Source organism: Labilithrix luteola (assembly GCF_001263205.1).
Classification (GTDB): Bacteria; Myxococcota_A; Polyangia; order Polyangiales; family Polyangiaceae; genus Labilithrix; species Labilithrix luteola.
In genome coordinates, this window is sequence record NZ_CP012333.1 from 551,023 (window position 1) to 575,488 (window position 24,466).

Annotated in this window: 24 protein-coding genes; 15 read left to right on the forward strand and 9 right to left on the reverse strand. The window is 66.1% G+C overall.

Translation table 11 applies throughout. The features are described 5' to 3' along the window. Positions 1-28 precede the first annotated feature (28 nt). Positions 29-226 carry a hypothetical protein gene (locus tag AKJ09_RS54095; RefSeq protein ID WP_205633574.1) on the reverse strand — a complete coding sequence of 66 codons (198 nt, stop codon included), beginning with the start codon at positions 224-226 and terminating at the stop codon, positions 29-31. On the opposite strand from AKJ09_RS54095, the gene AKJ09_RS02590 reads away from it, so the two are divergent. From AKJ09_RS02590 to AKJ09_RS02600, 3 genes are all read left to right on the forward strand, one after another. Next, positions 213-1,469, forward strand: coding sequence for an alpha/beta hydrolase (locus AKJ09_RS02590; RefSeq protein ID WP_205633575.1), 1,257 nt, complete (start codon positions 213-215; stop codon positions 1,467-1,469). The genes AKJ09_RS54095 and AKJ09_RS02590 overlap by 14 nt on opposite strands. Positions 1,470-1,630: 161 nt before the next feature. Beyond that, a complete protein-coding gene (locus AKJ09_RS02595) occupies positions 1,631-2,680 on the forward strand; it encodes a hypothetical protein (RefSeq protein WP_146645592.1) in 1,050 nt (349 codons plus the stop codon). Positions 2,681-2,776: 96 nt separating this feature from the next. Then, positions 2,777-3,721, forward strand: a complete 945-nt coding sequence (locus AKJ09_RS02600; RefSeq protein WP_146645593.1) for a hypothetical protein — start codon at positions 2,777-2,779, stop codon at positions 3,719-3,721. Positions 3,722-3,733: 12 nt separating this feature from the next. On the opposite strand, the gene AKJ09_RS02605 is transcribed toward AKJ09_RS02600, so the two are convergent. After that, the gene (locus AKJ09_RS02605; RefSeq protein ID WP_146645594.1) at positions 3,734-3,952 is read right to left on the reverse strand and encodes a hypothetical protein; all 219 of its coding nucleotides are present in this window, start codon (positions 3,950-3,952) and stop codon (positions 3,734-3,736) included. Positions 3,953-4,222: 270 nt separating this feature from the next. On the opposite strand from AKJ09_RS02605, the gene AKJ09_RS02610 reads away from it, so the two are divergent. Continuing rightward, positions 4,223-5,113 (forward strand): hypothetical protein, encoded by an 891-nt coding sequence (locus tag AKJ09_RS02610; protein ID WP_146645595.1) that lies wholly within the window; start codon positions 4,223-4,225, stop codon positions 5,111-5,113. Between the two features lie 7 nt (positions 5,114-5,120). Here AKJ09_RS02610 and AKJ09_RS02615 read toward each other — a convergent pair whose 3' ends face one another. From AKJ09_RS02615 to AKJ09_RS02625, 3 genes are all read right to left on the reverse strand, one after another. Continuing rightward, positions 5,121-5,906 (reverse strand): pyrroline-5-carboxylate reductase family protein, encoded by a 786-nt coding sequence (locus AKJ09_RS02615; protein WP_146645596.1) that lies wholly within the window; start codon positions 5,904-5,906, stop codon positions 5,121-5,123. Positions 5,907-6,051: 145 nt separating this feature from the next. Further along, the gene (locus AKJ09_RS02620) at positions 6,052-6,822 is read right to left on the reverse strand and encodes an enoyl-CoA hydratase (protein ID WP_146645597.1); all 771 of its coding nucleotides are present in this window, start codon (positions 6,820-6,822) and stop codon (positions 6,052-6,054) included. Next, complete coding sequence (locus AKJ09_RS02625; protein WP_146645598.1) at positions 6,819-7,262, reverse strand: MarR family winged helix-turn-helix transcriptional regulator; 444 nt, start codon at positions 7,260-7,262, stop codon at positions 6,819-6,821. The genes AKJ09_RS02620 and AKJ09_RS02625 overlap by 4 nt, the downstream gene beginning before the upstream one ends. Positions 7,263-7,382: 120 nt before the next feature. On the opposite strand from AKJ09_RS02625, the gene AKJ09_RS02630 reads away from it, so the two are divergent. The 4 genes from AKJ09_RS02630 (at position 7,383) to AKJ09_RS02645 (ending at position 11,315) form a co-directional block, all read left to right on the forward strand. Beyond that, complete coding sequence (locus AKJ09_RS02630; protein ID WP_146645599.1) at positions 7,383-8,555, forward strand: beta propeller repeat protein; 1,173 nt, start codon at positions 7,383-7,385, stop codon at positions 8,553-8,555. 91 nt (positions 8,556-8,646) lie between these two features. Next, complete coding sequence (gene amrB / locus AKJ09_RS02635; protein WP_146645600.1) at positions 8,647-9,447, forward strand: AmmeMemoRadiSam system protein B; 801 nt, start codon at positions 8,647-8,649, stop codon at positions 9,445-9,447. Beyond that, a complete protein-coding gene (amrS, locus tag AKJ09_RS02640; protein ID WP_146645601.1) occupies positions 9,444-10,577 on the forward strand; it encodes an AmmeMemoRadiSam system radical SAM enzyme in 1,134 nt (377 codons plus the stop codon). The genes amrB and amrS overlap by 4 nt, the downstream gene beginning before the upstream one ends. A gap of 90 nt (positions 10,578-10,667) precedes the next feature. After that, the gene (locus AKJ09_RS02645) at positions 10,668-11,315 is read left to right on the forward strand and encodes a dihydrofolate reductase family protein (protein ID WP_146645602.1); all 648 of its coding nucleotides are present in this window, start codon (positions 10,668-10,670) and stop codon (positions 11,313-11,315) included. 12 nt (positions 11,316-11,327) lie between these two features. Here the strand turns inward: AKJ09_RS02645 and AKJ09_RS02650 are convergent, their stop codons facing one another. After that, positions 11,328-12,296 (reverse strand): CE1 family esterase, encoded by a 969-nt coding sequence (locus AKJ09_RS02650; protein WP_146645603.1) that lies wholly within the window; start codon positions 12,294-12,296, stop codon positions 11,328-11,330. Positions 12,297-12,403: 107 nt separating this feature from the next. Next, positions 12,404-13,735, reverse strand: a complete 1,332-nt coding sequence (locus AKJ09_RS02655) for a hypothetical protein (protein WP_146645604.1) — start codon at positions 13,733-13,735, stop codon at positions 12,404-12,406. A gap of 432 nt (positions 13,736-14,167) precedes the next feature. Between AKJ09_RS02655 and AKJ09_RS02660 the strand changes: the two genes are divergently transcribed. Genes AKJ09_RS02660 through AKJ09_RS02680 form a run of 5 tightly spaced genes read left to right on the forward strand, consistent with a single transcriptional unit; the run spans position 14,168 to position 21,026 of the window. Then, complete coding sequence (locus tag AKJ09_RS02660; protein WP_146645605.1) at positions 14,168-15,373, forward strand: hypothetical protein; 1,206 nt, start codon at positions 14,168-14,170, stop codon at positions 15,371-15,373. Continuing rightward, positions 15,370-16,638 (forward strand): WD40/YVTN/BNR-like repeat-containing protein, encoded by a 1,269-nt coding sequence (locus tag AKJ09_RS02665; RefSeq protein ID WP_146645606.1) that lies wholly within the window; start codon positions 15,370-15,372, stop codon positions 16,636-16,638. Before AKJ09_RS02660 ends, AKJ09_RS02665 begins: the two co-directional genes overlap by 4 nt. Continuing rightward, positions 16,635-17,855, forward strand: coding sequence for a beta propeller repeat protein (locus AKJ09_RS02670; RefSeq protein WP_146645607.1), 1,221 nt, complete (start codon positions 16,635-16,637; stop codon positions 17,853-17,855). Before AKJ09_RS02665 ends, AKJ09_RS02670 begins: the two co-directional genes overlap by 4 nt. A 16-nt stretch (positions 17,856-17,871) precedes the next feature. Next, entirely contained in the window at positions 17,872-19,218 is a 1,347-nt protein-coding gene (locus AKJ09_RS02675; RefSeq protein ID WP_146645608.1) for an RCC1 domain-containing protein, read from the forward strand. 14 nt (positions 19,219-19,232) lie between these two features. Continuing rightward, positions 19,233-21,026 (forward strand): IgGFc-binding protein, encoded by a 1,794-nt coding sequence (locus tag AKJ09_RS02680; RefSeq protein ID WP_146645609.1) that lies wholly within the window; start codon positions 19,233-19,235, stop codon positions 21,024-21,026. Positions 21,027-21,041: 15 nt separating this feature from the next. On the opposite strand, the gene AKJ09_RS02685 is transcribed toward AKJ09_RS02680, so the two are convergent. Beyond that, positions 21,042-21,557: a cysteine hydrolase family protein gene (locus tag AKJ09_RS02685; RefSeq protein WP_146645610.1), complete on the reverse strand. Its 516-nt coding sequence runs from the start codon at positions 21,555-21,557 to the stop codon at positions 21,042-21,044. 86 nt (positions 21,558-21,643) lie between these two features. Here AKJ09_RS02685 and AKJ09_RS02690 point away from each other — a divergent pair, with 86 nt between their 5' ends. Together AKJ09_RS02690 and AKJ09_RS02695 are read left to right on the forward strand one after the other, a co-directional pair. Then, complete coding sequence (locus AKJ09_RS02690) at positions 21,644-22,597, forward strand: GlxA family transcriptional regulator (RefSeq protein ID WP_146645611.1); 954 nt, start codon at positions 21,644-21,646, stop codon at positions 22,595-22,597. A gap of 35 nt (positions 22,598-22,632) precedes the next feature. Then, entirely contained in the window at positions 22,633-23,304 is a 672-nt protein-coding gene (locus tag AKJ09_RS02695) for an alpha/beta fold hydrolase (protein ID WP_146645612.1), read from the forward strand. A gap of 24 nt (positions 23,305-23,328) precedes the next feature. Here the strand turns inward: AKJ09_RS02695 and AKJ09_RS02700 are convergent, their stop codons facing one another. Then, positions 23,329-24,465, reverse strand: a complete 1,137-nt coding sequence (locus tag AKJ09_RS02700; RefSeq protein WP_146645613.1) for a VWA domain-containing protein — start codon at positions 24,463-24,465, stop codon at positions 23,329-23,331. Position 24,466: the final 1 nt, after the last annotated feature.

The following is a 24,466-nucleotide window of genomic DNA, read 5'->3' on the forward strand; positions in this document are numbered from 1 at the left end:
TCGTCTCGTCCGCCGCAAGCGCCGCGTGTCAGCCTGCGCCGTCCACCCCGCCAGCAAAGGCGTCGACGGAACGGACGTCTCCGCAGGCGATGGTGACGGGGCGAGTCACCATTCCGGCGTCCACACGCACGAACGTCGTGGGTCCAGCGCGAGGCACGCTGGGCGTGTTCTGGGTGACACCGACCGAAGCGGCTGCGCTGGAGGAGGGATCCTTGTCGCTTCGCACGATGCTCGATTTCTTCGGGCGCGTCGTGGTCCGCCCGAACGTCGACCTGACGGCCGCGGAAGCAACGATCGACTTCGAGATGCATGCGCCAGCCGGTGAGATCGTCGTGATGGCCGTTCTCGATCGCGGACACGACTTCATCTCGGCGATGTTCGGCGGCGGCGCAGACGGCAACCTTCAAGGACGGAGCGAAAAGGCGCAGACAATCACCGTCGGACGGCCCACAGCGGTCGACGTGGCGCTCTCACGCATCCATCACGCACCTCCGCCAGGCGAGCAATGCCAGGGTGAACGCTTTCGGCTCGAGACCGTCACCGCCCCCAAGGTCGCCGGATCGATGGGCAACCCCACGACACGGCGCCTCTGCGTGCATCTTCCACCGAGTTACGACGCCGAACCGTCACGACGGTATCCCGTGCTCTACGCGTTCGCCGGTTTGATGGGCAGCGACACGAGCGGCACGATCCTCGACGTGATGAAGGCGACCGACACGATCGGCAGTGGTGCGCGGGAAGCCATCGTGGTCGGCGTCGACGTGCGCACGAACTACGGCTCGAGCTATCTCGAGAACACGGCGCTCGCGGGTGATTTCGATTCGTTCGTGTCGAGCGACGTCGTCGCCCAGATCGATCGGACGTATCGAACGCTCGCCAGTCCCGACAAACGAGGTGTCGTCGGGCAATCGACGGGCGGCTTCAACGTCGTCTCGCTCGGTCTCCGACACTCGGACGTCTTCCAAACCATCGTGGCGAGCTCCCCCGACGGACTCGACTTCGGCGAATGGCTCCTCGAGCCGGATGGCAAACACGTCCGCCCGCGATGGCTCGCGTGGATGCGCGTCGAAGATCAGGCTGGACCGCCGGGACAGATGACGAGCTACGCCGCCGACTGGTCCCCCGAGCCCGGAGGCCATCACGGTCTCGCCTGGCCGGCGGACCTGACGACCGGTGTGGTGGTTCCCGAGACCTGGGCTCGCTGGAAGCGCCATAGCCCGACGACGCTGCTCGCCGATCCGACCATCCTCGCCAACGCGAAGGCGCGGCTCGCAGGGAGAATCCTCCTCGCCGCGGGGAGAAACGACGAGGCCGACCTCTTTGCTCCGACGCAGCGCTTCAGTGATGCACTCCGCCGCGCGGGCATCGACCACACCTTCGCGCCGGACGACGGAGGCCACTTCATCCCGCCGGCTCGCATGACCACGATGGTCGACTTCGCGCTCCGCTCACTTTCCTCGAAGAAATGAGCGCGGACTGACCATCAAGCTCTGCAGATCGCACCACCGGCGCACCTGGTTGCATCGAGTGAGATAGCGCGCCTCGACAAAGCTGAAGCGTGATCTCTTCGCTTCGCGCCGCCACATTCGGGCGAACACCGGGCCCACGCCGGCGTAGTCTGCCGGCCAACATGCGTTTGGCTATTTGGTTTTCGGTCGTTGGTATTGCTTCGATGTCCATGGCGTGTGCAGCGCGCAAGCCCCCGCCGCCCGCCGCGCCCGTCTCGAACGCGACGCCCGAGTTGCGCGCGGCGGTCGAGAAGGCCTCGGCTTGCAACTACGACGCAGGCCGGTTCGACGCCGAATGCGAAGGCTACAAGGCCTGGGAAGCGAACAGCGAGCTCGCCAATGCGGGTCTGCTCGAGATGATGACGAGCGAGGACACGAAGGTGCGTGCGCTCGTCGTGCGGAAGCTCAGTGTCCAGTTCACCGCGGACAACGCCGACAAGGACACCCTCGCGGCCTATCTGAACGCCGCCGAGAAAGAGAAGGTCGAGCCGATCGCGAAGGACTTCGCCCGCGGAATCGGCAGCATGGACCTCGGCAAGTTCGGATTGCTCGATCGCGGCATCGCCATCGCCAAAGCGCATTCCGTTGCCGACTACCAGGAGACCTACGCCAGCGCCCTCAAGAGCGAGAGCGAGCCGGACAAGGTCCTCGCGTACGCCGGCGAGCTCGCCAAGTCGGAAGATCTCGCGCTCCGCAACGCGGCGCTCCGCATGTTCGTCAATGCCACGAAGTCGCGCGGTGAAGTCGCGTGCGCGGGCCTCGACGCGCTTCGCACGGACAAGGATCCCTCGCTCGCCCAGCACGCCACCACGCACCTCGCCCACGCCGGGGCCTGCGCCAAGCAGCACGATGCACTCCTCGCGGCCATCGAGGAGATGAAGCTCTCGAAGAACCCCGCGGCCGCCGAGCCCTATCTCGGCGAAATCGTCGAGAGCATCTGCCAGAACGCCGAGAAGACGCCGGCTCAGCGCGATCGCTCGCTCGTTCTCGCCAAGCAGATCACCGAGACCACCAAGATCCAGGGCGCGACCCGCTCCTCGACGCTCGCAGCCGTTCTCGCCTGCGATCCCAAGGCAGGTCCCGCGTTCGTGAAGAAGTTCTCCAAGGACAAGGACGCCGTCGTCGCCGAGCGCGCAAAGAGCTTGCTCGAAGGCACCGCGGCGAAAAAGTAAGTCCCAGCACGTAGTCCGAACGAGCCGTCGTCGGGCCATGTCTCGACGGCGGCTTCTTCGTGTTGATTGCTACCGCAGAGATTAGAATGAGCGGCCATGCCTCGCCGCTGGACTTGCGCGATCCTCGTCGTTATCGCGCTCATCGTCGCCAGCACCAGCACCGCGGGTTGCGCAGCCGCTCCGGCTGGCCGCCGAGAGGCTCAGGTCCGGCCCCAGCCCGCGGCTCGAGTCGAACCACTGCCTGAGAGCGCGCTCACGCTGGCCGTCGATTGGGCCGCGATTCGCACCCGTGCTTGGGGGCCGCGCGCCGGCGCCCTGCTTGCGACCACTCCCGAATGGAAGCAGTTCGCCCGCGGGACATCTCTCGACATCGCCCGGGATGTCGAACGCGTGCTCGTGACGGGACCATCGCTACGCGACGCGCGGCAAGACGCGCTGGTCGTACGCTACTCCGCCAACGACGAAGACGTGGAGAAGGCGATCGTGAGCTTGACGTCGCAGCGCGTCGGCGGAGGCACGAAGACCTCGTTGGTCGACCTCGGAGTGGACGGCGTGCGCGGCTGGCAGATGCACGTCGGGCGCTTGGACCGCACCTTTCTGCGCGGTCCTGATCACGTCCTCGTCGTCGTCCCGAGCCGGCAGGCAGGAGCCTACGCACGCGAGCTGCAGTCCGGTCGACTGACCGTGGGGCCGCACGACGGCCAAGCGGCGATTGCGCTGCGGGCGGTCAAACCGACCACGTGGCCGTTCGTTCCAGCCGGAGTCATCGAGCTTCGCGCGCGCGTGCTGCTGCTGAGCGACGATGGTACCGACACCTTCGTCGAAGCCGATTGCGCGGATGCAGCGACCGCACGAATCGTCGCCAAGCAGCTCGAAGATCGCTTTCAGGCGGCCTTTCCCGCCAAGGCGAACGGCGGGCCGGCCATCGACACCCAGAGCGAAGGACGGACGGCCAAGGCGCACGTTCGGTTCGCGAAAGACGAGCTCGAGAGCCTCCTCGATTTTCTCGGGACGTGGTCAGACGTCGAAAAGAGCCAATGAGCGACTGAGCGACTACCGAACGGGGCTCGCCGGCGCGGCACTCGCGGACGGAGCCGGCAGCACCACGGGGTCGGGCCGGCACGGCGTCTGGAAACCCGTGGTCGAAGCGTCTTCGTCGTTCGTGTGTCGCGCTCGGTGCCTCGTTCCCGGTCGCGCAGCCCCCGCCACCGTGAGCGCGGTGCACAAGATCGTCATCGGCAGCACCGCCTGCCGGAAGAACGGAAAATCCACGATGGGCTCGTAGCGATGTCGCAGAACCAAGGCCATCTGTGGGAACGGCGCAGGTGCATTTCGCCTTCACCGTCGTGCTCGTTCGAACGGCCGAGCTGCCACGCGTTCGCACGACGAATTGGACGATTCATCGCGGCCCAAGCCGCTGGAATCGGCGTGGTTTTCACGAGCGGTCCCGCTCTGTGGCAGATCGCAATCCTCCGGCGACAAGCGCGGCGGGTACAATCGTATCGACGAGCTCGACGTCCCACGATGTTCGGAGGCCTTCGTATGCGTACCTTCTCGCTCCTTGCTGCGCTTCTCGCCGCCGCCGCCTCCGTGGTGGCGTTCGCTTCCCACGACGCCTCTGCGGCCGAGACCCGAGCCCCCACGAGCCGCTGGCACCTCTTCCTCGACGGCACACCGATCGGTCCCATCGAGCAGAGCGCCACCAATCTCAGCGCGAAGGGCGCCGAGCAGATGATCGTGGTCTCCCCTGCCGCGATGTCGGCTGGATTCTGGAGCTGGCTCACCCCTGCGTTCGCCGGGCAGGATCCGAAGCGCACGGTTACCGTCGTCGGCTTCGCAGACGCGCGCCCGGCCATCGCCTCGCAGCTTCCATCCGCGTCGCTTCGTACCTTCGCCCTCCCGGCACTCGAAGCGAACAACCGCTCGCCGGTGACGTTCTCGCTCACCACGAACGCAGCGACGATCCAGCAGACCACGCCGCTCGACGCGCGGCTTTCGTCCGGAAGTCGCCCGTGGCTCACGTCGGACTATCGCGTCGAGATCGACGGCATGCCGACGAGCCGCGTGGCCTCGGTGTCTCCGATCACCATCTCGTTCGCCTCGCGACCGCAGCCGCCCGCGGGTGTCCATCCCGTCGCCGTGGGCAGCCCCAAGACCGTCACGAAGGGTACTTCCGTAACGTCCTCACCTCTCGTCATCAAGGTCGCATCGGCCGACGCACCGGCCTTCCAACAATGGCTCGCTTCGGCGGCGACCACGAAGCGAAGTGGCAGCCTGAAGTTCCTGACGCAGGACCTTCGCGAGCCCCATCTCACGGTGTCGTTCAAGGCGCTGACCATCACGAAGGTGTCGAGCGACACCGCGAGCCAGGGGCCTGCCGGACGCGCGACCGTCGAGATGAACGTCGAGGGCATCGCGCTCTCGCCCCCCTGACGAGGGACTAGCGTTTCGAACGCCGCGGTCGTTCTTGCGGGCCGATGATCTCGTCGATGGCCTTCGCCATCGCCACGCGTGCACCGGACGCTTCGAGTGACGCGAGCCCTCGCGCGGTCGCTCCACCGGGCGCCATCACGGCGCGCCGCACGAGGAGGGTGTCGTAACGCTCGGCCGCGAGGAGCTCCGCCGACCCCGCCATCGTGGCCACTGCCAGCTCACTCGCTTGCTCCGCGGTCAAACCATGGCGAATGCCCGCGTCGACCTGCGCTTCGATCAGCAACGACCAGAGCGCAGGACCAACACCGCTGATGGCCGAGGCCGCCACCATTCGCGCTTCGTCGACCACCACGACCGTCCCCAAGCGGTCGAAGAGCTTCCGAGCCTCGTCGAACGCGGTGCGCGTTGCCCCATCCGGTGGCTCGACCACGAGAATCGCACCGCTGCGAACCGAAACCAGCGTGCTCGGCTCGACGCGAACCACCGACGAACGCGGATATGCCGCGCCGACGTCGGCCTGCGAGACACGACTCAGGACCGAAACCACGATGCGCGGAGCACGCGAACGAAAGCGCTCGGCAACCTCCGTCAGCGCGTTCGGTGGGTGCACGAGCAGCACGATGTCGCTCGCCTTGACGAGCTCCGCCGGCGAGGTCGTCGCTCGCCCACCAAGCTCCTCCGCAAGACGCACGGCGCGACCGGAGCCGGCGTCCATGCATACGAACGAAGGCCCCCATCCGCTCGCCAACGCGCGGGCCATGGCTCCCGCACCGACGAGCCCGAGCGTCTTCATGGGGGCGACGATATCAGAGGGCCAGGTCCGACGGGCCGCTCAGTGCGACACGACGCTCGCGCACGCCTTCTTCACGGCCTGACAGACGTCCAGCGCTCCGTGGACGGAGCACTCGAATTCGCCGCGCGGAACCCACCTGCGGCATTCAGGAGAAGCGGCTGAAATCCGGTGCGCGGCGTTCCATGAAGGCCTGGAAAGCTTCGCGGGCCTCCTCGGACGCAATGCTCGTCGCGAACTGCTCGGCCTCACGTCGTGCACAGGCCAAGAGCTCTTCGCGGTTCGCTCCGGCGAGCGCCTTGGTGGCGCGTACGGCGCGCGGCGGTTTGGACGCGACCTCTTCGGCGCGGGAACGCGCGAAGGCAAGGAGCCCCTCGGACGTGGGCGCGATCTCGTTGACGAGACCGAGCTCGACGGCGCGCTTCGCGGAAACCACCGAGCTACGAAGGAGCATATCGTTCGCGGCGGCCTGACCGATTCGGCGCGGCAGAAGGACGCTCGAGGCCGCCTCGGGCACGAGTCCGAGCCCGACGAAGGGCACCGAGAACTTCGCCGTGTCATCGGCGTAGACGAGGTCGGCGTGGAGAAGCATCGTGGTTCCGATGCCCACCGCAGCGCCCTGAACCGCGGCCACCAGCGGCTTGTCGAAGCGAATCAGCGCATCGATGAAGAGCATGGGGGGCGCCGTTACCGGATCGAGACCGGGCGACGAGAGGAAGTCGCCGATGTCGTTCCCCGCGCAGAACGAGTCCCCCTCGCCGGAGAGGAGAACGACACGCACGCCGCCGTCTTCGTTCGCCGACTTCAGCGCCTCGGTGAGCGCACCGTACATCGCGAACGTGAGGGCGTTCTTCTTCTTGGGACGATCGAGCGCGATCTCCAGCATCGAGCCGTTACGAGAAATTTTGATGTCGCTCATGATGTTGCTTCTCCGTCTTCGGAATAACGCTCGACGATGGCGTTCAAGAATCGATAAATCACGTCGACCTCGGCTGCGGAAAAACCGTCGGTCATTTCAGCCGTGGCCCGTTTGACGAGCGGCATGGCGGAGGCGCGCACGTTCCAGCCGCGATCGGTCAAGAACAGCAGGCTTCCTCGTCCGTCGTTCGGATTCGGCCGCCGCTCGACGAGGCCTGCCTTCTCGAGACGCGAGAGCATCCCGCTCACGGCCGACTTGTTGAGGTCGAACAGGTCGGCAATGTCGGTCATCGAGCTGCCGGGGTGTCTCGCGAGATGGGCGAGCGTCCCCAGCTGCGTCGCCGAGACGCCCAGCTGCTCCATGGTGCGGGTGTTCGCCCGTGCGACGGCCGCACGGCTCGCCCGCTGGAGCAAGTAGAGCAAACGACGGTCTATCGCCACGCCACGGAGCCTGGCAGATTTGGTTCACATGCGCAACAAATGGTTCACCTGCGAACCATTGCACAGGCGTTTGCACACGCTCGAGGCGTATGACAGATTCCGGCGCTCGGAGGGCTCCGGGTGCGCCATTCCTCGAAGACGATCCTGATCGGACTCACTCTCGCGGCTTGCTCGAGCTGCGGTACGAATGGAGACAACGGTTCTTCAGGCGCGAGCGGCGCTCGAACGAGCGGGGACAACAGCGCCTCGGCGGACGGAGGTTCTACGCCTGGATCGAGCGGCAACGGCTCGACCGGATCGTCGGGCAATACATCGGGATCGTCGGGCGACACATCGAGCAGCAGCAGCAGCTCGTCGTCCGGATCGTCCGGCGACACATCGAGCAGCAGCAGCTCGTCGTCCGGCTCCTCGGGCGATGCATCGGCCAGCTCGTCGTCCGGGTCGTCGGGATCGTCGGGCGACGCCTCGACCGGCACGACGTGGTCCACCTCGCCGAGCGGCACCGCGAAAGATCTTCACGGTGTCTGGGGCAGCGGCTCGAACGACGTCTGGGCCGTCGGCGACGGTGGCACGCTCCTCCACTGGACCGGCACGGCGTGGTCGTCGGTCACGAGCGGTACCTCGAACAATCTATGGGGCGTTTGGGGCAGCGGCGCATCCGACGTGTGGGTCGTCGGCCAGAGCGCGACCTTCCTCCATTGGAATGGCGCCACGTGGTCGGAGACCCATCCCGTCGGCAACGGGTTCGTGCTGACACGCGCGTGGGGGACCGGTCCGTCCGATGTCTGGGCCGGCGGTGATGGCGGTGCGCTGATTCACTTCGATGGCACCGCGTGGTCGTACACGTCGGCCGCGAGTCTCTCGAGAGTGGCCGGCGTATGGGGGCGTAGCGCGAACGACGTCTGGGCCGCAGCCTACAAGCTCACGCACTGGAACGGCACGCAGTGGTCGGTGGAGACCACGCCGTCCGGCCGGTACTTCAACGCAGTCTGGGGAAGCGGCGCAAGCGACGTGTGGGCCGTCGGCGGCGGGGCCGGCAACATCCTGCACTGGAACGGTACGGCATGGTCCGACGCAAGCGTGCAGGCGAGCGATCTCTACGCGATTTGGGGGAGCGCCGCGAACGACGTCTGGGCCGTCGGGGGAACCGTGCGCGGTCAGATCGTGCATTGGAACGGTACGGCCTGGGCATTGACGTTCGACCAGGGCAACGCGCTACGCGACATCTGGGGAAGCGGGGCGAACGACGTCTGGGCCGTCGGCTCCGGTGGCACGATCTTGCATCACCCGTGAGCTCGCGGACGGGCGAGCGCGAGCAGAACGTGGCCGAGCAGCGGACCGTTCGCGTGTCCATGCTTTCGGGCAAGGAAGCGAGGAGTTCGCCATGCCTCAGCCCATTCGCCCGGCCGCCGCCGCAGGTATGTTCTATCCCGGGTCGAGCGCCGAGCTCGCTCGTCTGGTCGACCACCTCGTGTCTGACGCCTCTCGCGAGCGCGCCGGCCTCGCGCGCATGCCCAAGGCCATCATTGCACCGCATGCGGGATACATCTATTCAGGACCGACTGCGGCGCAGGCATTCGCACGCCTCTTGCCCCTGGCGTCGAAGCTCTCTCGCGTGGTGGTTCTCGGCCCGGCGCACTTCGAGTTCGTCGAGGGAGTCGTCTCACCCGACGCCGAAGAGCTCGTCACGCCGCTCGGAAGAGTCTCCGTCGATCGCCGAGCGCTCGCGCACGCCGCGACCGTGAAACCCGACGCGCGAGCTCACGCGATGGAGCACTCGGTGGAAGTCGAGCTGCCGTTCGTCCAGCGACTTTTGCCGAACGCGAAGGTCGTTCCGCTCGTGGTCGGACGGGCCGCGCCCGACGACGTGGCCGACGTTCTCGAGGCCTTGTGGGGAGGCGCCGAGACGGTCATCGTCGTCAGCTCGGATCTCTCGCACTACCTGCCCTACGACGTGGGCCGGGCTCGTGACAGGCACACGGTTTCGCGCATCCTCGCGCTCGACGCTGGACTCGACGGGGACGAAGCTTGTGGAGCAGCCGGGATCAACGGCTTGCTCCGCGTTGCACGAAGGAAGGGAATGCGCGCGGAGCTCGTCGACCTATCGAGCTCCGGCGACACGGCCGGGCCGCGCGACGACGTCGTGGGCTACGGCGCCTTTGCCTTCTTCGAGGACGCCCCATGAACGACGACACGAAGGAAGACCCGAGCGACGACACGCGTGAACCATCTCCCGAGAGCAGCACAGCTTACCCAGCGCGGTATTGGCATCGTACGCCCGAAGGCAAGATTCAATGTGATCTCTGCCCGCGCGATTGCCGACTTCAAGAGGGCCAGCACGGCCTCTGTTTCGTTCGCGCACGCGAGGGCGACCGCATGGTGCTCACCGCGTACGGCCGTTCGAGCGGATTCTGCGTCGACCCCATCGAAAAGAAGCCGCTGAACCACTTTCACCCCGGCTCGAGCGTTCTCTCGTTCGGCACGGCAGGCTGCAATCTCTCGTGCAAGTTCTGCCAGAACTGGGACATCTCCAAGTCACGCGAGATGGAACGCATCGCCGACGAGGCGAGCCCCGAGGCCATCGCACGGGCCGCGAAGAGCGCGGGCTGCGCCAGCGTGGCCTTCACCTACAACGATCCCACGATCTTCGCGGAGTACGCGATGGACACCGCGGATGCCTGCCACGAGCTGGGCCTCCACGCCGTCTCCGTCACCGCCGGCTACATCCACGCCCAACCTCGAACCGAGATGTACGCGAAGATGGATGCGGCCAACGTCGACCTCAAAGCCTTCACCGAAGACTTCTACAAGAAGCAAACGGCCTCGAGCCTCGCGCCGGTCAAAGAGACGATCGTCTATCTCGTCAAAGAAACACGCGTCTGGACGGAGCTCACCACGCTGCTCATTCCAGGACTCAACGACTCGGACAAGGAGATCGGCGAGCTCTCCGAATGGGTGGCTCGTGAAGTCGGCACCGAGGTCCCGCTGCACTTCAGCGCCTTCCATCCCGACTACAAGATGACCGACATTCCGCCGACGCCCCCGAGCACCTTGGCCAGAGCAAGGAACATCGCGCGCCAAGCTGGACTGAAATACGTCTACACGGGGAACGTCCACGACGTCGAAGGCGACACCACGAATTGCCCTGCCTGCGGCGCGGCCGTCATCGTGCGCGACTGGTACGTCATTCTCGAAGAGAACCTCGGAGCGAACGGAACGTGCGCGCACTGTGGTCATGCGATCGCGGGGCGATTCGGGCAGAAGGTCGGCCGCCACGGGCGTCGACGAACGCGCCTCGTCGTCGACAACGCATGACGACTTCGCGCTGACCTCAAGGGTAAAGCTGTACGCAATGAGCCTTCCGCGTAGCTGCTCGCGGAGCGCGTGATAGGCTGCGCGTCAGCCATGTCCAAGCTCCGCGTCCATTGCTTCTCGCTCTCGCTCGACGGCTTCGGTGCAGGTCCCAACCAAGATCTCGAGCATCCGCTCGGCATCGGCGGCACCGCGCTCCACGAGTGGGTGTTCCCCACGCGCACGTTCCAGCAGATGTTCGGCAAAGACGGCGAGACGGGCGTCGACGACGACTTCGCCGCGCGCGGCTTCGAGAACCTCGGCGCTTGGATCATGGGCCGCAACATGTTCGGCCCAGTGCGCGGCCCCTGGCCCGACGAGAGCTGGAAGGGCTGGTGGGGTGACGTTCCGCCGTACCACACGGACGTCTTCGTGCTGACGCACCACGCGCGACCTTCCTTCACGATGGAAGGGGACACGACGTTCCACTTCGTCACGGGCGGCCTTCACGAAGCAATCGAACGCGCGCGCAAGGCGGCAGGCGCGAAGGACATTCGACTCGGCGGCGGCGTCGCGACGATTCGCGAGGCGCTGAAGGAACGACTCGTCGACGAAATGCACGTCGCCGTGTCGCCCGTCCTGCTCGGCAGCGGTGAGCCTCTCCTCGCCGGCCTCGACTTGCCGCGACTCGGCTATCGCTGTGCCGAGTCGGTGGCTACGCCGAAGGTCACGCACTACATGATCACGAAGAACGCGACGTGAGCGGCTCGCTCGTCACGGCAGCGCAGCGAACCACTGCCACGTGAACGTGCGATAGGGCTCGCGAACGGTGTGGTTCCAGTCATTGGGCCACGTTGCGTCGAACCACGTGTCTTCGCAGAACGTCGTCGTTCCACCCGGTTGCCTGCAATTCGGGTGGAGCGTGCAGTTCATCGTGGGGTCACTGATCGTCGTGTCGGCCGTGCAGCCGTTGATCGTCACCCAGTTGTCGGCCGCGGTCTTGCCCCACGCGACGAGCTCATCGTTGTCGTGCGTGCGGTGCGTGACGAGAACGGGAAGCCGTCCGCACTGCAGCGGGTCGAGGCCCCAACTGCCGTCACCGACCGAGATCGCTTTGACGTAGCCGGCTCGCTGGCAGCCGAGGTGATGCGCGAACTTCCCGCCGTAGCTGAACCCGAAACCGAACACACGCGACGGGTCGATGCAGTACGTCTCGCCGAGCGTCTTCACGAGGTCGTCGAAAAAGACGAGATCGCTCGTTCCTTCGAGATCCCAGAGCTGGTTGGCCGCGTCGGGGTAGACTACGAAGGCTTCGTTGTTCACGTACTGTTCCATCTGGAACCAGGACTCGAACGACCTTCCGTCCGTGTACCAACCGTGGAACATCACGACGACGGGATACGCCTTGTTCGGGTCGTACCCCTGCGGCCCCCATACGTGGAACGTGCGCCCCGACGGCGTCGTGGAGTCGACGCCCACCGCGTCTGCCATGGCGGCACCGCATGCCTGGCTCCTCGTGGGCTGGGGCGGCGGCGGGGTCCATTCCCACGTCGACGCGTCCGGGTCTCCGGCTTCGAGTGAGGCGTCGATCTCTCCGGTCCCACTCTTCACGGTTCCAGCACCGGAGTCCGCCGCTGTTTGCGCGGCATCTCCGGAATCGCTGCTCGAACATGCGACCACGGCCGCGAGAATGAAACAGAGCCCCGAAACGAGCGGCCCCAATCCAAGGGAAAAGCGAGGCATGGAGATCTCCAAGGTCGGTCGTCGCGCAACGGCGTCAACCCCTTCGTCGGCCATGCCGGCCGGAAGGTTGTGTCGTCCGAGTGAATGACAGCGCCGTCGCGTAGGGGTTACTTCGCGACCTTCATGACCGAGGTGGGCAGCATCCAGTAGACGAACTTGTCGTCGAGACGGATGCGCGAGGCACCGTTCTGGCCCGTGGCCAGCGTCTCGCCGCTGCCATTGCAACCGGTCAGCGTCGAGCAGCGGAGAACCTTGCCGGTGGTGCCGTTCACCCAGTAGATGCCCGAGGCATCGACGGCAACGTCGGTGATACCGGCGGCGTCGCCGACGAGCAGCGTACGTGCGCCCGGCGACGCATCGCTCACGCTGAAGATGACGTTGCCGCCACCCTCAGCATAGGACGCGCCGTAGTGCTTGCCGTCGTAATACGTCAGCGCGGTGACCGGCTTTGCCGCGGTGTCGATCTCGATGAAAGTCGAACAAGCCGTCGCGAGCGAGCACGCGCGGAGCTGCTTGTAGTTGTCGTTGTAGAGGGAGCCCGTCGCCCACAGGGTCGAAACCGCACCGACGCTGACGGTGTGCGAAGGCGTATCGAGCTCGCGCGCCGGATCAGCGTCGTACGAGCCCGACGCAGGTTCGGGGCGGACGTCGATCATCGAGCTGCACTCCGGAAGGTGGCAGCGTTGCGAGTAGGGGCCGCGGCCACCGTAGCGCGTCACGAGCACGTCCGTCGGCCCGGCCACGACGCGACCAATCGTGCGGTTCACGACGCTGTCGACGACCGTCGGGCCCGTACCGGGGCAGCCAGCAACTGGGCAGCGGTAGACGATCCCGAAGTCGCCTTGGTTGCCATTGTAGAACACGTCCGTCCCGGCGACCGTGACGTCGTTGAGCCGGGCGACGCCCGCCTTGATCGTCGAAAGCGAGGTCGCCGTGCAGCCCTTCGGATCGGTGCAGATGCTGACGGTGGTGTCCGCCGAGATCACGATACCGCTCGGCGAGCTCGCAATGGAGTGCACCTCCGTGAACCCCGAAGCCGCCGCGAAGGGCTGACACGCACTCGCCCCGCACTGACCGGCTCCGCACGAGTGATCGCACTTGCCGCAATGAGAAGGCGAGTTGGTCGTATTGACGCATTCGCCGCCACAAAGCGTCAGGGGGTCCGAGCACTTCGGCTGGCAGGCGCCGTCGACGCAAGCCACGGTGCCGTTCGCCGGCGCCGTGCACTTCGTGCACGAGGTACCGCACGCGTCGATCGAATCCCCTTCGCAGTTGCCGACCGCTCCCGGGCCACCGTCGCCGTTGCCTGGCTCGGACGACGCGTCTCCATTCTGCGGGGTTGTTGCCCCCGAGGGCGGGGGATCGTCTCCCACGCAGGCCGCTAGAAGGACGAACGCGAACGTCGAAGCCGTCACACCAAGCGCGAAGCGGGAGAGCATCCTAAAGGTGATAACACCCGAGCTCGAGCGCGTGAACAACGCTCGAGGTTCGTCCGTCGAGCGCGCGACAGCGAGCGTCGCGAACATGTGAACGCCCCGAACTCGCGCCAGAAAGCGGGGTCGACGACGTTGCCAAGCGCTCGGCGTGGCTTTGTGAGTAGCCCGCCGCGTACGTAGAAACCGAGGGGCGCCTGGCTCGACGCCCTCATCCTCGACGTCGGTCACTTCGATACGCGACGGGCCCTCCACGATGCCCGAAGCGGCGTCGCACAAGGCGACGATCCGGACGCTCGCGAACAGCCCAACCGCCGCGCGCCCGAGCTCGACCGATCGAACGACGGGCCCTGCATGCTCGCGATTGCGGTGGTTTGCCTACCCATTTTTTGGAGTCGCCGATCCCTTCGTCACCCTGACGCTACAAGGACGGCACACATGGCAAGACGTTGGCTAATGGGCGGTGCGCTCGCCTTCACGATCGCCGCCTACGCGGGCTGCGCGAACGACAACGGGAGCGACATCGTCGCGACCCTCGACGCCGGGGCGGACAGTTCGCCCAGCGGGCCGACGTTCGTCGATCCGCCCAAGGACGACGCGGGCGCGGACGCCGATGGATCGAACGAGACGCCCCCCGAGCTCTTCATGTGCATGGGCACGGAGTGCCCCACCCCGTACGCCACGTGCAACAAGTTCAGCGGCCTCGCCTTCAAGTGCGAGACCAATCTCCTGACTGACGACCAGAACTGCGGCGAGTGCGGAAACGTCTGTCCCACCGGCTTCGGCGGTCGTCTCATGACGACCCACTGCGTGGCGGGCAAGTGCCAGCGCGAGTGTGAGCCCGACGGCGAGGTCACCTCGGCCGACTGCAACGGGAACGTCGACGACGGATGCGAAGTGCACACGTCGAGCGATAACCAAAACTGCGGCGCGTGCGGGGTCAAGTGCCCGGACGGCGTCAACTGCCACGGCGGCAAGTGTGGCTGCCCGGACGGCCAGACCGACTGCGGCCTCTCGTGCGTCAACGTCTCGAGCGACAACTTCAACTGCGGAGCCTGCGGAATCCAGTGCCCGAGGATCGCCGCGCCGAAGCAGCCTCATACCCAGTACACGTGCGTGGGCGGGCAGTGCAATCAGCTGACGTGCGCGTCCGGCTGGCTCGATTGTGATGGCGACGCCGCGGACCCGGCGGGCAACGGTTGCGAGACCAACGCGAGGTCCGACGCCAACAACTGCGGAGCCTGCGGGAAGAAGTGCGGGGCCGGCCAGCTCTGCCTCCCCGGCGACAAGGGCGCGCCGACCTGCTTGTGCGAGGCGAACCAGACCCTTTGCGGCGTCAGCCCGAACTTCATCTGCGCGGATCTCCAGACGAGCCTCGCCAACTGCGGTGTCTGCGGGCACATCTGCCCCGGTGGCTTCAACCACGGAACGTCGACCTGCCGTAAGGGCTACTGCGGATACGAATGCGAAGCGGGCTGGGGTGATTGCGACGACGATCCCGCCAACGGCTGCGAGACGAACCTCATGGTCAACGGCGGTAACTGCGGAACGTGCGGGAACCGCTGCGACGTCGCCGCGGGTCAGCCCTGCATCGAAGGCAAGTGCTTCATGACCGCATGCGATGGGGGAACACCAGTTCAATGATTCACTCCACGGTCGACATGCTGTTCCACAAGAAGAATGCCCTGCGTGCAGGAGCTCTCGGCGTCGGGCTGCTTCTCCCCATCTTCGCCAGCTGCGCGAGCGAGGGTGACGAACGGACGGTGACCGCACAGGACGCCTCTGTCATTCCAGGCCCCGAGACCGGGGATCCGGACGCCGACACGACCGATGCCGACTCCGCCGATGGTGGCGAGGCCGACGGTGGCTGCGACGCGGCCGATCCCAACTGCACGACGCACGTTCTCTCGTGCGACGAGGCCGATTGGTGCCCGGCCACGACCGGGATCGACGGACGCGTCGGCTTCGCCGGCATCTGGGGTTCGGGCAAGAACGACGTCTGGGCCGTTGGTTCGAACGGAACCGTCGGTCACTACGACGGCACGTCGTGGACTGCGCTCTCGACCGGCGTGAAGCAATCGCTCTTCGGCGTGTGGGGAAGCAGCGCAACGGACGTCTGGATCACCAGCACGCCCGGCGCGACGTTCCACTCGACGGGCTTCGCGAACGGAACCGCAACCTTCACCGCCGTCGCGCCGCCGATCGCCGACTACGCGACCGTGAGCGGCTCGCGCGGCAAGCTCGTCACGGCCGTTTGGGGCTCCTCGTCGAGCGACGTCTGGTTCGCCGGCGAGAACTTCACGCGGACCTCGGCCCTCGCTCAGGAGAGCCAGTGGCGCACCGCCATCGTCGACGGCGGCGCGGGATTCCAGGCCATCTCCGGCTGCATCAAGGGGAGCACCTGCCCGGCCATCCGCGGGCTCTGGGGCAGTAGCGAGAACGACGTCTGGGGCGTCGGTCCGGACGGCTACACGCGGCACACCGACGGCACGCTCGCCGACGGCGGCGTTCCGACGTGGACCGTATTCGATAGCCTGTCGAATGCCGACCTCTTGTCCGTCTGGGGCGCGAACGCCGGTTCGGTTTGGACCGTCGGGAACATCGGAACGATCCGTCACTTCGTGACCGGCGCCACGACCTGGGCCGAGGTCGCTTCGCCCACGACGAACAACCTCCGCGCGATCTGGGGAACCAGCGACAAGGACATCTGGGCGGTCGGCGAGTTCGGCACCGTCATCCACTACGACGGCACGGAGTGGAAGGCGTCCACGGTCGTGCTCCCCGAAGGAACCAAGCCGCATCTCAACGGCGTGTGGGGAAGCGGAACGAACGACGTGTGGGTCGTCGGCGACGGCATCGTGTTGCACTTCACGGGTCACAAGGCTGGCGCGCAGGGAGATGGACAATGAGAGGCAGTTACGTTCGAGCTGCCGCGCTGCTTTCCGGCGCGTGCCTGACCATCGCGATCGCGGCCTGCGCCAACGACCAAGCGGCCGATCCCGCATCGCCCGACACGACGGACGTCGACGCCGGTAGCGACGCGACGACCACGCTTCCCGGAACCGATGGGGGCAGCGACTCCTCGGTGAAGGACTCCGGAACGGACTCGGCAGACGACGCGCAGTCCGACGCCGCCCCCGTCGAGAAGAAATGCTCCGACGAAGGCTGGTGCCACACGGACGTTCCCGACACGCAGTTCCTCAAGGACGTGTGGGGCGATGGTCAGGGCGCAGTGTGGTCCGTCTCGCTCGAGGGCAACATCCTCCGCTGGGACGGCAAAGCGTGGACGATCGCGCGCGCGGGAACGTCGCCGCTCTACGCCATCTGGGGCTCGAGCCCGACCGATATCTGGGTCGGCGGTGACGCGGGATTGCTCCACGGCACCGGCGCGAGCTCGACGGCGCTCACGTGGACGCAGATTCCGCTCGACGTGCCAATCCGCACCGTCTGGGGCACGAGCGCCACGGACATCTGGACCGGCGGATACACGACCCTCACCTACCGGAGCTACAACGGACGCCTCTACCACTTCACGGGCGGCGATCCGAACGTGTCGGCCTCGTGGGTGGTCGATCCCACTGCCCCGACGACGAACGGCTACGACCGAGTCTGGGGCACGAGCAGCACCGATTTCTGGATTGGCGGCCCGCAGGGCATCGTCGCGACCTCGGATCCTTACGGCGCGTACGCCGCGCATCACGTGTCCGACGGCAACGGCGGCTTCACGTGGCGCAAAGAGTACTTCAACAGCTACCTCTTTCTCGGCGGCACGACGGTGAGCCCGACGCAGACGATCCTCTTGGGTTTCGGACCGCCCGAGAGCTACGTCACCGGTGCAAGCGCCGACAACGGCGCGACCTTCGCCTGGACGTTGCACGACGGCTTCGGCGTCGGCGTCGCCCATCGCGCCGTGTGGTCGTCGTCGCCCAACGACATCTACATGGCGAGCATCAACGGCTGGCTCCGTCACTTCGACGGGACGAAGTGGAGCGTCTCGCACATCGCGACGCAGAACGTGATTCCGATCACGAACGACTTCGCGGCCATCTGGGGCACGGGCCCCGACAACGTCTGGGTCGTCGGCCAGGACATTGCCCTGCACAAGGGCCCCGTGAACAGCCTCTGAAGGATCGAACACGACCATGACCCGAATTCGCGGATTGTTCCTCGTCAGTTCGAGCCTCGCGGCTGTCGTCGGCACGCTCGTCGCTTGCAGCAGCAGCGACGAACCGCGGACCGCATTCGGCGGTGACGACACCGCCGATGCCGGCACGCCCAGGCCCGACGCCTCCCTTCCTCCGACCTCGGACGCGCAGGCCGATGCGAAGCCGGACGTCACCGAGCCGCCGATCGTCCGGCCGCCTTTCGAATCGGCCGACGTCCCGGTGACGTGCGCCAGCGAGCCGTGCGCCGTTCAGCTCGTGGCCGGCGACCAGCACTTCTGTGCGCGCCTCAGCGACGGCACGGTTCGCTGCTGGGGCGACAACAGCGGAGGCCAGCTCGGCACCACCGCGACGACGGTCATTGCCCCGCAAACCGTACTGAACGTCGCGACCGCCAAGCAGATCAGCGCGGCGGAGTACGCGACGTGCGTGGTCCTCGCCGACAACACCGCGCAGTGTTGGGGGCGAAATCGCCAAGGTCAGCTCGGCCTTCGGGAAACGCCGGGTCTCTCCGACTACACCAATCACACGGCGGGGCCCGTGGTCACCACCGACCTCTTCGAGCGCATCGACGTCGGCTCGCGCACCGTCTGCGGAGTCACCACCACGGGCACGCTCGATTGCTGGGGCTACAACGACCAGCAACAAACGACCCGCAGCGATGCCGGCACGGTGGCCGGTCCCGCGCGGGCGGACATGAAGACGTTCAACGTCGTCCGCACGGCCTCGACCCAGACGTCGGTCCTCGGCATTCTCGACGACGGCCACCTCGTCTCGTGGGGCAAGGTCTCGGGACGCATCTCGTCGATCACTCCGAACCCGGTGCCCGCGCTCATCGACAACATCGAGAAGGTCACGAGCATCGCCACCGGGACCGCGCACGCCTGCGCCATCGCCGACGGCGAGCTCTATTGCTGGGGCGCTGGAAGCAAGGGCGTCCTCGGCACCGGCTTGCCGAACGACGAGAAGCTCCCCGCCCTCGCCACCATCGAGAATACGCCGAAGCTCGAGCTCTATCCGCAGCAAGTCGCGGCGAGCACGAACGCCACCTGCGCGCGCATCACGGATGGAACGATCCAGTGCGCAGGCGACGACAGCTACGGAACGCAGGGCACGGGCGAAAAGGCCGTGACCTCCACCGCCAAGCTCACCAAGGTGGCCGCCTATACGGGCGATGCCGTGCAGGTAGCGGTCAGCTTGTATACGGTTTGCGCGCTCGACAAGAACGGCACCATCCAGTGCTGGGGCGGCAACATCTACGGCGAGCTCGGCCAGGGCGTCAAAGACTACGATCGACATCCGACGGCCGTGACCGTCACGTTCTGAGAGGCAGTATTTCGATGAACGCAAGACACGCTCTTTGTCTCCTCTTCGCTGCCGGCGTCGCCTCGAGTCTCGCGGCCGCGTGCAGCAGCAGCGATCGCGGCTTCGCAGAAGACGACAAGAAGGTCATCGCTCCGAACGACAGCGGCGCGCCCGAGGGCGGCGAGCTCTGTCAGGTGCGCTGCTCCCCCGACCTGAAGAGCGTGATCTCGACGTGCGGCAACACGGTCATCAAGACGTGCAAGCCCGACGAAGGCTGCGCCGACGGCAACTGCGTCGAGGCCTGCGCGGCAGCCGAGATCTCGAAGGGCTCGGCAGGCTGCAACTTCTACACGCTCCCTGCCGACAACGACACCGGCGGAAGCAAGGGCTCCTGCTTTGCCGCATTCATCGCCAATACGTGGGATCAAGACGTCAGGCTGAATGCCGAATTCGGCGGTGAAGCGCTCGATATCTCGAAGTCCACGTATTACGTCGACAAGGTCGGCGACAAGATCACCTACACGCTCGTCGACGGAACGCTGCCCCCCGGCAAGGTCGCGGTGGTCTTCCTCGCGAACGGGCCCGACATGACGCCACCGAACGTGATGCACTCGTATTCGGCGTGCCCCGCCGAAGTCGAGCCGGCGATGAAGGTGGATCCAATCGATCACCGCACGACGATCACGAAGGCGTTCAAGCTGTCGACGAACGCGCCGGTCAGCGCTTATTCGATTTATCCATACGGCGGTGCGAATTCGCACTTCCCGACGGCCACCTTGCTCTTGCCGGTGTCGTCGTGGGGCACGGACTATTACGCGATCAACTCGTGGTCGACGCCCCGCATCGGCTATCCGATGCTCCAGATCGTCGCCTCCGAAGACGACACCGAGGTCTCCATGAAGCCGGTCGTCGACATGTCGGACGGCACGGGCGTGACCGGCACGGCCAAGGGCGTGACCCAGACCTGGAAGCTCTCGCGTGGTCAGGTGCTGCAGATCAACCAGCCCGAAGAGATCACCGGAAGCCCGATCAAGGCAACGAAACCGATCGCCGTGTTCGGTGGCTCCGAGTCGACCTACATCCCCTCCGACGCCCAGGCCGCCGACTGCACGCAGCAGCAGATTCCCCCGATCTCTTCGTGGGGGCACGAATATGCACTCGTGCCGTACCGTCCTCGCACGGACATGGACCCGACGACGAACTACACGGACGTGCGCGAGCAAGTCCCCTACCGGCTCGTCGGCGCTGCGAACGGCACGAAGCTGACGTACGACCCTGCCCGACCGCTCGGCGCGCCCGAGAAGCTCGAGGCCGGCCAGGTGGCCACCTTCACGACAGACCAGATGGTCACCGTGAAGAGCCAGGACGCGGCCCACGCGTTCTACGCCGCGGTCTACATGACCGGCGCCATCCTGGTCACGAATCACGACGGAGACCCTGACTTCGTCAATATCGTCCCGTCGGATCAATTCCTCGATCGCTATGTGTTCTTCACCGATTACACGTTCCCGCAGACCAACCTGACGGTCGTGCGTCGCAAGACGGCTACGGGATTCCAGCCCGTGAAGCTCGACTGCGTCGGCGACATCACCGACTTCCGGCCGCTCGGCACCAGCGGTGAATACGAGTACGCCTGGGTGCAGCTCACGCGCGGCGGCGCAGGTGTGTCCTACGGCTCGAGCACGTGCGGTTACGGCCGCCACGAAGCCACGAGCCCCGGCACGTTCTCGGTCACCGTCTGGGGCGTCGGCTACTGCGCGAGCTATGGCTACGCCGGTGGCATGGGCATCCGCCCGCTCAACGACGTCAAAGCCCCGATCGTCAAGTAACGACAGGCGCGCGGATCAGAGAACTTCGTTCGATGGCGCGAGGCGCACGCGCGTCGCGACGGCGGCGAGCGCAATCTTGTGCATGATCTCGCTCACGGTCGTGCAGCAGTCGGGCAGGATCGTCACATCGTACTTCTCGGCCGACTTCGAGATGGCCGTGTGCGTGACGCAGTTGTGCGTCATCATCCCGGTCAGCAGGAGCTCGGTGGCGCCCAGCTCGGCGAGCACGGCCTCGAGGTCGGTCTTTACGAAGGCGTCGGCGAAGGCTTTCACCACCACGGGTGCCGACGGCGCGGCCGCACGGATCCGAGGATGAAGCTCGACGCCGGGCGTTCCGGGATTGAAGAACGGTGCCGGGCCCGCACTGGTATCGGCGACGTGCTGGACGAGCACGACAGGAATGCCGCGCTCGTTCGCCTGCGCCATCGCACGCTCGACCTTCTCGAGGGCCTGGTCCGCAGCCCAGAGAGGGAACTTCCCCTCCGGAAAATAGTCGTTTTGGACATCGATCACGACGAGGACTTTGCTCATGGGAACCTCCGACAAGGAGCAACCTAGAGCGCAGCTCGTCGCCTTCCCAGTGGCGATCCCGCCATAGTTCATGCCAAAACTGACATATGGCTTCCAAGCCCCCGGTCCACACGATCGGCATCCTCTCGTATCCCGGAGCTCAGCAAGCCACCGTGTACGGGCTCGTCGATCTCTTCGAGGTTGCCAATCGACGGCAGGCCGGGCGCGAGGGAGCAACACGCATCGAAACCGTCGTGCTGCGTGGGAATGAGAAGCGTCGCAAGTCGGACGCGCCTCTCACGGCGCTGATCGTTCCACCGAGTCTCGACGGTTATCGACAGATCGACGACGTCGACAAGCTCGCTGCGTGGATGACGGCTCGCCACGAGGAGGGCACGCTCCTCTGCTCGGTGTGTGTCGGCTCCTTCTTGCTGGCCGAAACGGGGCTCCTCGCGGGACGACCTGCCACCACGCACTGGGCACTCAAGGAGCAGTTCGCTGGGCGTTTTCCGGACGTCGCGCTCGATACCGACAAGCTCCTCGTCGACGACGGCGACATCATCACCGCCGGCGGCATCATGGCCTGGGTCGACCTGGGCCTCAGGCTCGTCGGACGCCTTGCCGGGCCCACCGTCTTGCTCGACACCGCGCGGTACTTCCTGGTCGACCCCGGCGGACGCGAGCAACGCTTCTACAGCACCTTCGCGCCATCGCTCACCCACGGCGACGCCCAGGTGCTCAAGGTGCAGCATTGGCTGCAAACGAAGTTCTCGACCAAGGTAACGTTGCCGGCGATGGCCCGCCATGCGGCCCTCGGTGAGCGCACGTTCCTCCGTCGCTTCCACAAGGCCACGGGGATGAAGCCGACCGAATACGTCCAGCACCTCCGCGTCGTGAAGGCGCGCGAAATGCTCGAGCTCTCGAACGCCACCATCGACGAGATCGCACACCGCGTGGGCTACGAGGACGTCGGCGGCTTCCGGCAAGTCTTCCAGAAGCTCATGGGTCTCTCTCTCGGTGAATACCGGCGTCGCTTCGCGCCCACAGCAGGTCGGTCCTGAACCACGCCGCGCTCGTTTCGCCCTACAGTGCGCCCATGAGCACGTTCGTTCTCCTCCCGGGCGCCGGTGGCGAAGCATGGTATTGGCATCGCGTGGTGCCGCTGCTCGAGGAAGCGGGCCACGAAGCGATCGCGGTCGACTTTCCCGGCGACGACCCGAACGCGGGCCTCGACGTCTACGCCGAACGTACGGTCTCCGCGATCGGCGCGCGCAAGGACGTGGTCCTCGTCGCTCAATCGATGGGCGGATTCACCGCCCCTCTCGTCTGCGAGAAGCTCACCATCCGAGCGCTCGTGTTCTCGAATGCCATGATTCCGACCCCGGGCGAGACGGCCGGGGCATGGTGGGGGAATACGAAATCCGAAGAAGCGCGCGTCGCGGCCGCCAAGGCGCACGGCTATCGGACCGACTTCGATCTCGCGACGTACTTCCTCCACGACGTTCCGCCCGACGTGGCCAAAGGCCTCGAAGCGCACGCACGCAACGAAGCACCGATCGCCTTCGGCCAACCGTGCCGCTTCGCGTGGCCGCAAATCCCGATTCACGTGGTGACGGGCAGAGACGACCGCTTCTTCCCCGCCGAATTCCAAGCGCGCATCGCCAAGGAGCGCCTCGGCAAGACCGTCGAGCTCGTCCCGGGCGGCCACCTCGCCGCCCTCTCTCACCCGAGCGAGCTCGCCGCCCAACTCCTCGGGTATGCAACGTAGCCGATCAATCCCTTTGCAGCAGCGTCAGCCGCGGATGATCTTGCCCATGCAGTCGGCGAGCTTTTCGGGAGTGCAGACGAGGATATCCATTCCGACTTTGCGCAGCTTGCCGGCGGTCTGGCGGTTGTATTGGGGTTGGGCGTCGTAGCCGAGGGCGCCGAGACCGACCATGCGCACGTTGGCGTCGGCGAGGTTCGTCACCACCCGGACGAGATCGGCTTCGGGGCGCCCTTCGTAGAAGTCGGTGATGAGGACCAGGATCGTGCGCGCGGGCTCGCGGACGATCGTGCTGCAGTACTCGAGGGCGCGCGTGATGTCGGTGCCGCCGCCGAGCTGGACGCTGAGGAGCACGTCGACGGGCTCGCCGACTTGGTTCGAGAGGTCGACGACCTGGGTGTCGAAGAGCACGAGCGACGTCTTCACGCCGGGGAGCTCGGCGAAGATCGAGGCCATGATCGACGAGAAAATAGCCGACTCGAGCATCGAGCCCGATTGGTCGACACACACGATGACGTGCCACGGCCGCTTGTTCTTCTCCGCGGCGTAGAACCAGACCTTGTCGACGAAGAGCTTTTCGCGCTCCTGATTCCAGTTCTTCAGATTGCGCCGCAGCGTGGTCTTGAGATCGACGTTGCGGAACACCCGTCGCGGCGAGTGCCGGTCTTTTCGCAGCGCGCCGGTGATGGCCTGTTCGACACGGACCTCCAGCTTGCGTTTCAGCTCCTGGACGACCTTGTCGATCACCTTGCGCGCGAGAACGCGCGTCTTCGGGGTGAGCAGGTCTTTGTGGGTAAGCAGCGTTTTGACGAGCTCGACGTTCGGCTCGATGCGCTCGAGGAGATCGGGCTGGTCGAGAATCTGGTGAATGCCTTTCCGCTTCACCAGCTCGCGCTCGAGCACTTCCTTGGCCTGACGTGGAAACAGCTCGCTGACCGTGTCGATCCACGAAGGAACGGTGAGCTGCGAGCTCTCGCTTCCGGCACCGCGGTCGTCGTCGAAGAGAAAGCCGAGGGCCTCCTCGGTACCTTCGGAGTTCTCGCCGCCCGCACCAGGCGAGAGGCACACGCCGCTGCGCTCGGCGTCTTTGCCGAGGACGAGGCGCCAGCGGCTCACGAGCGCGCGTTCGTCGTCGCTCAGTTCGGCGAGGCTTCGTGCCGTCATT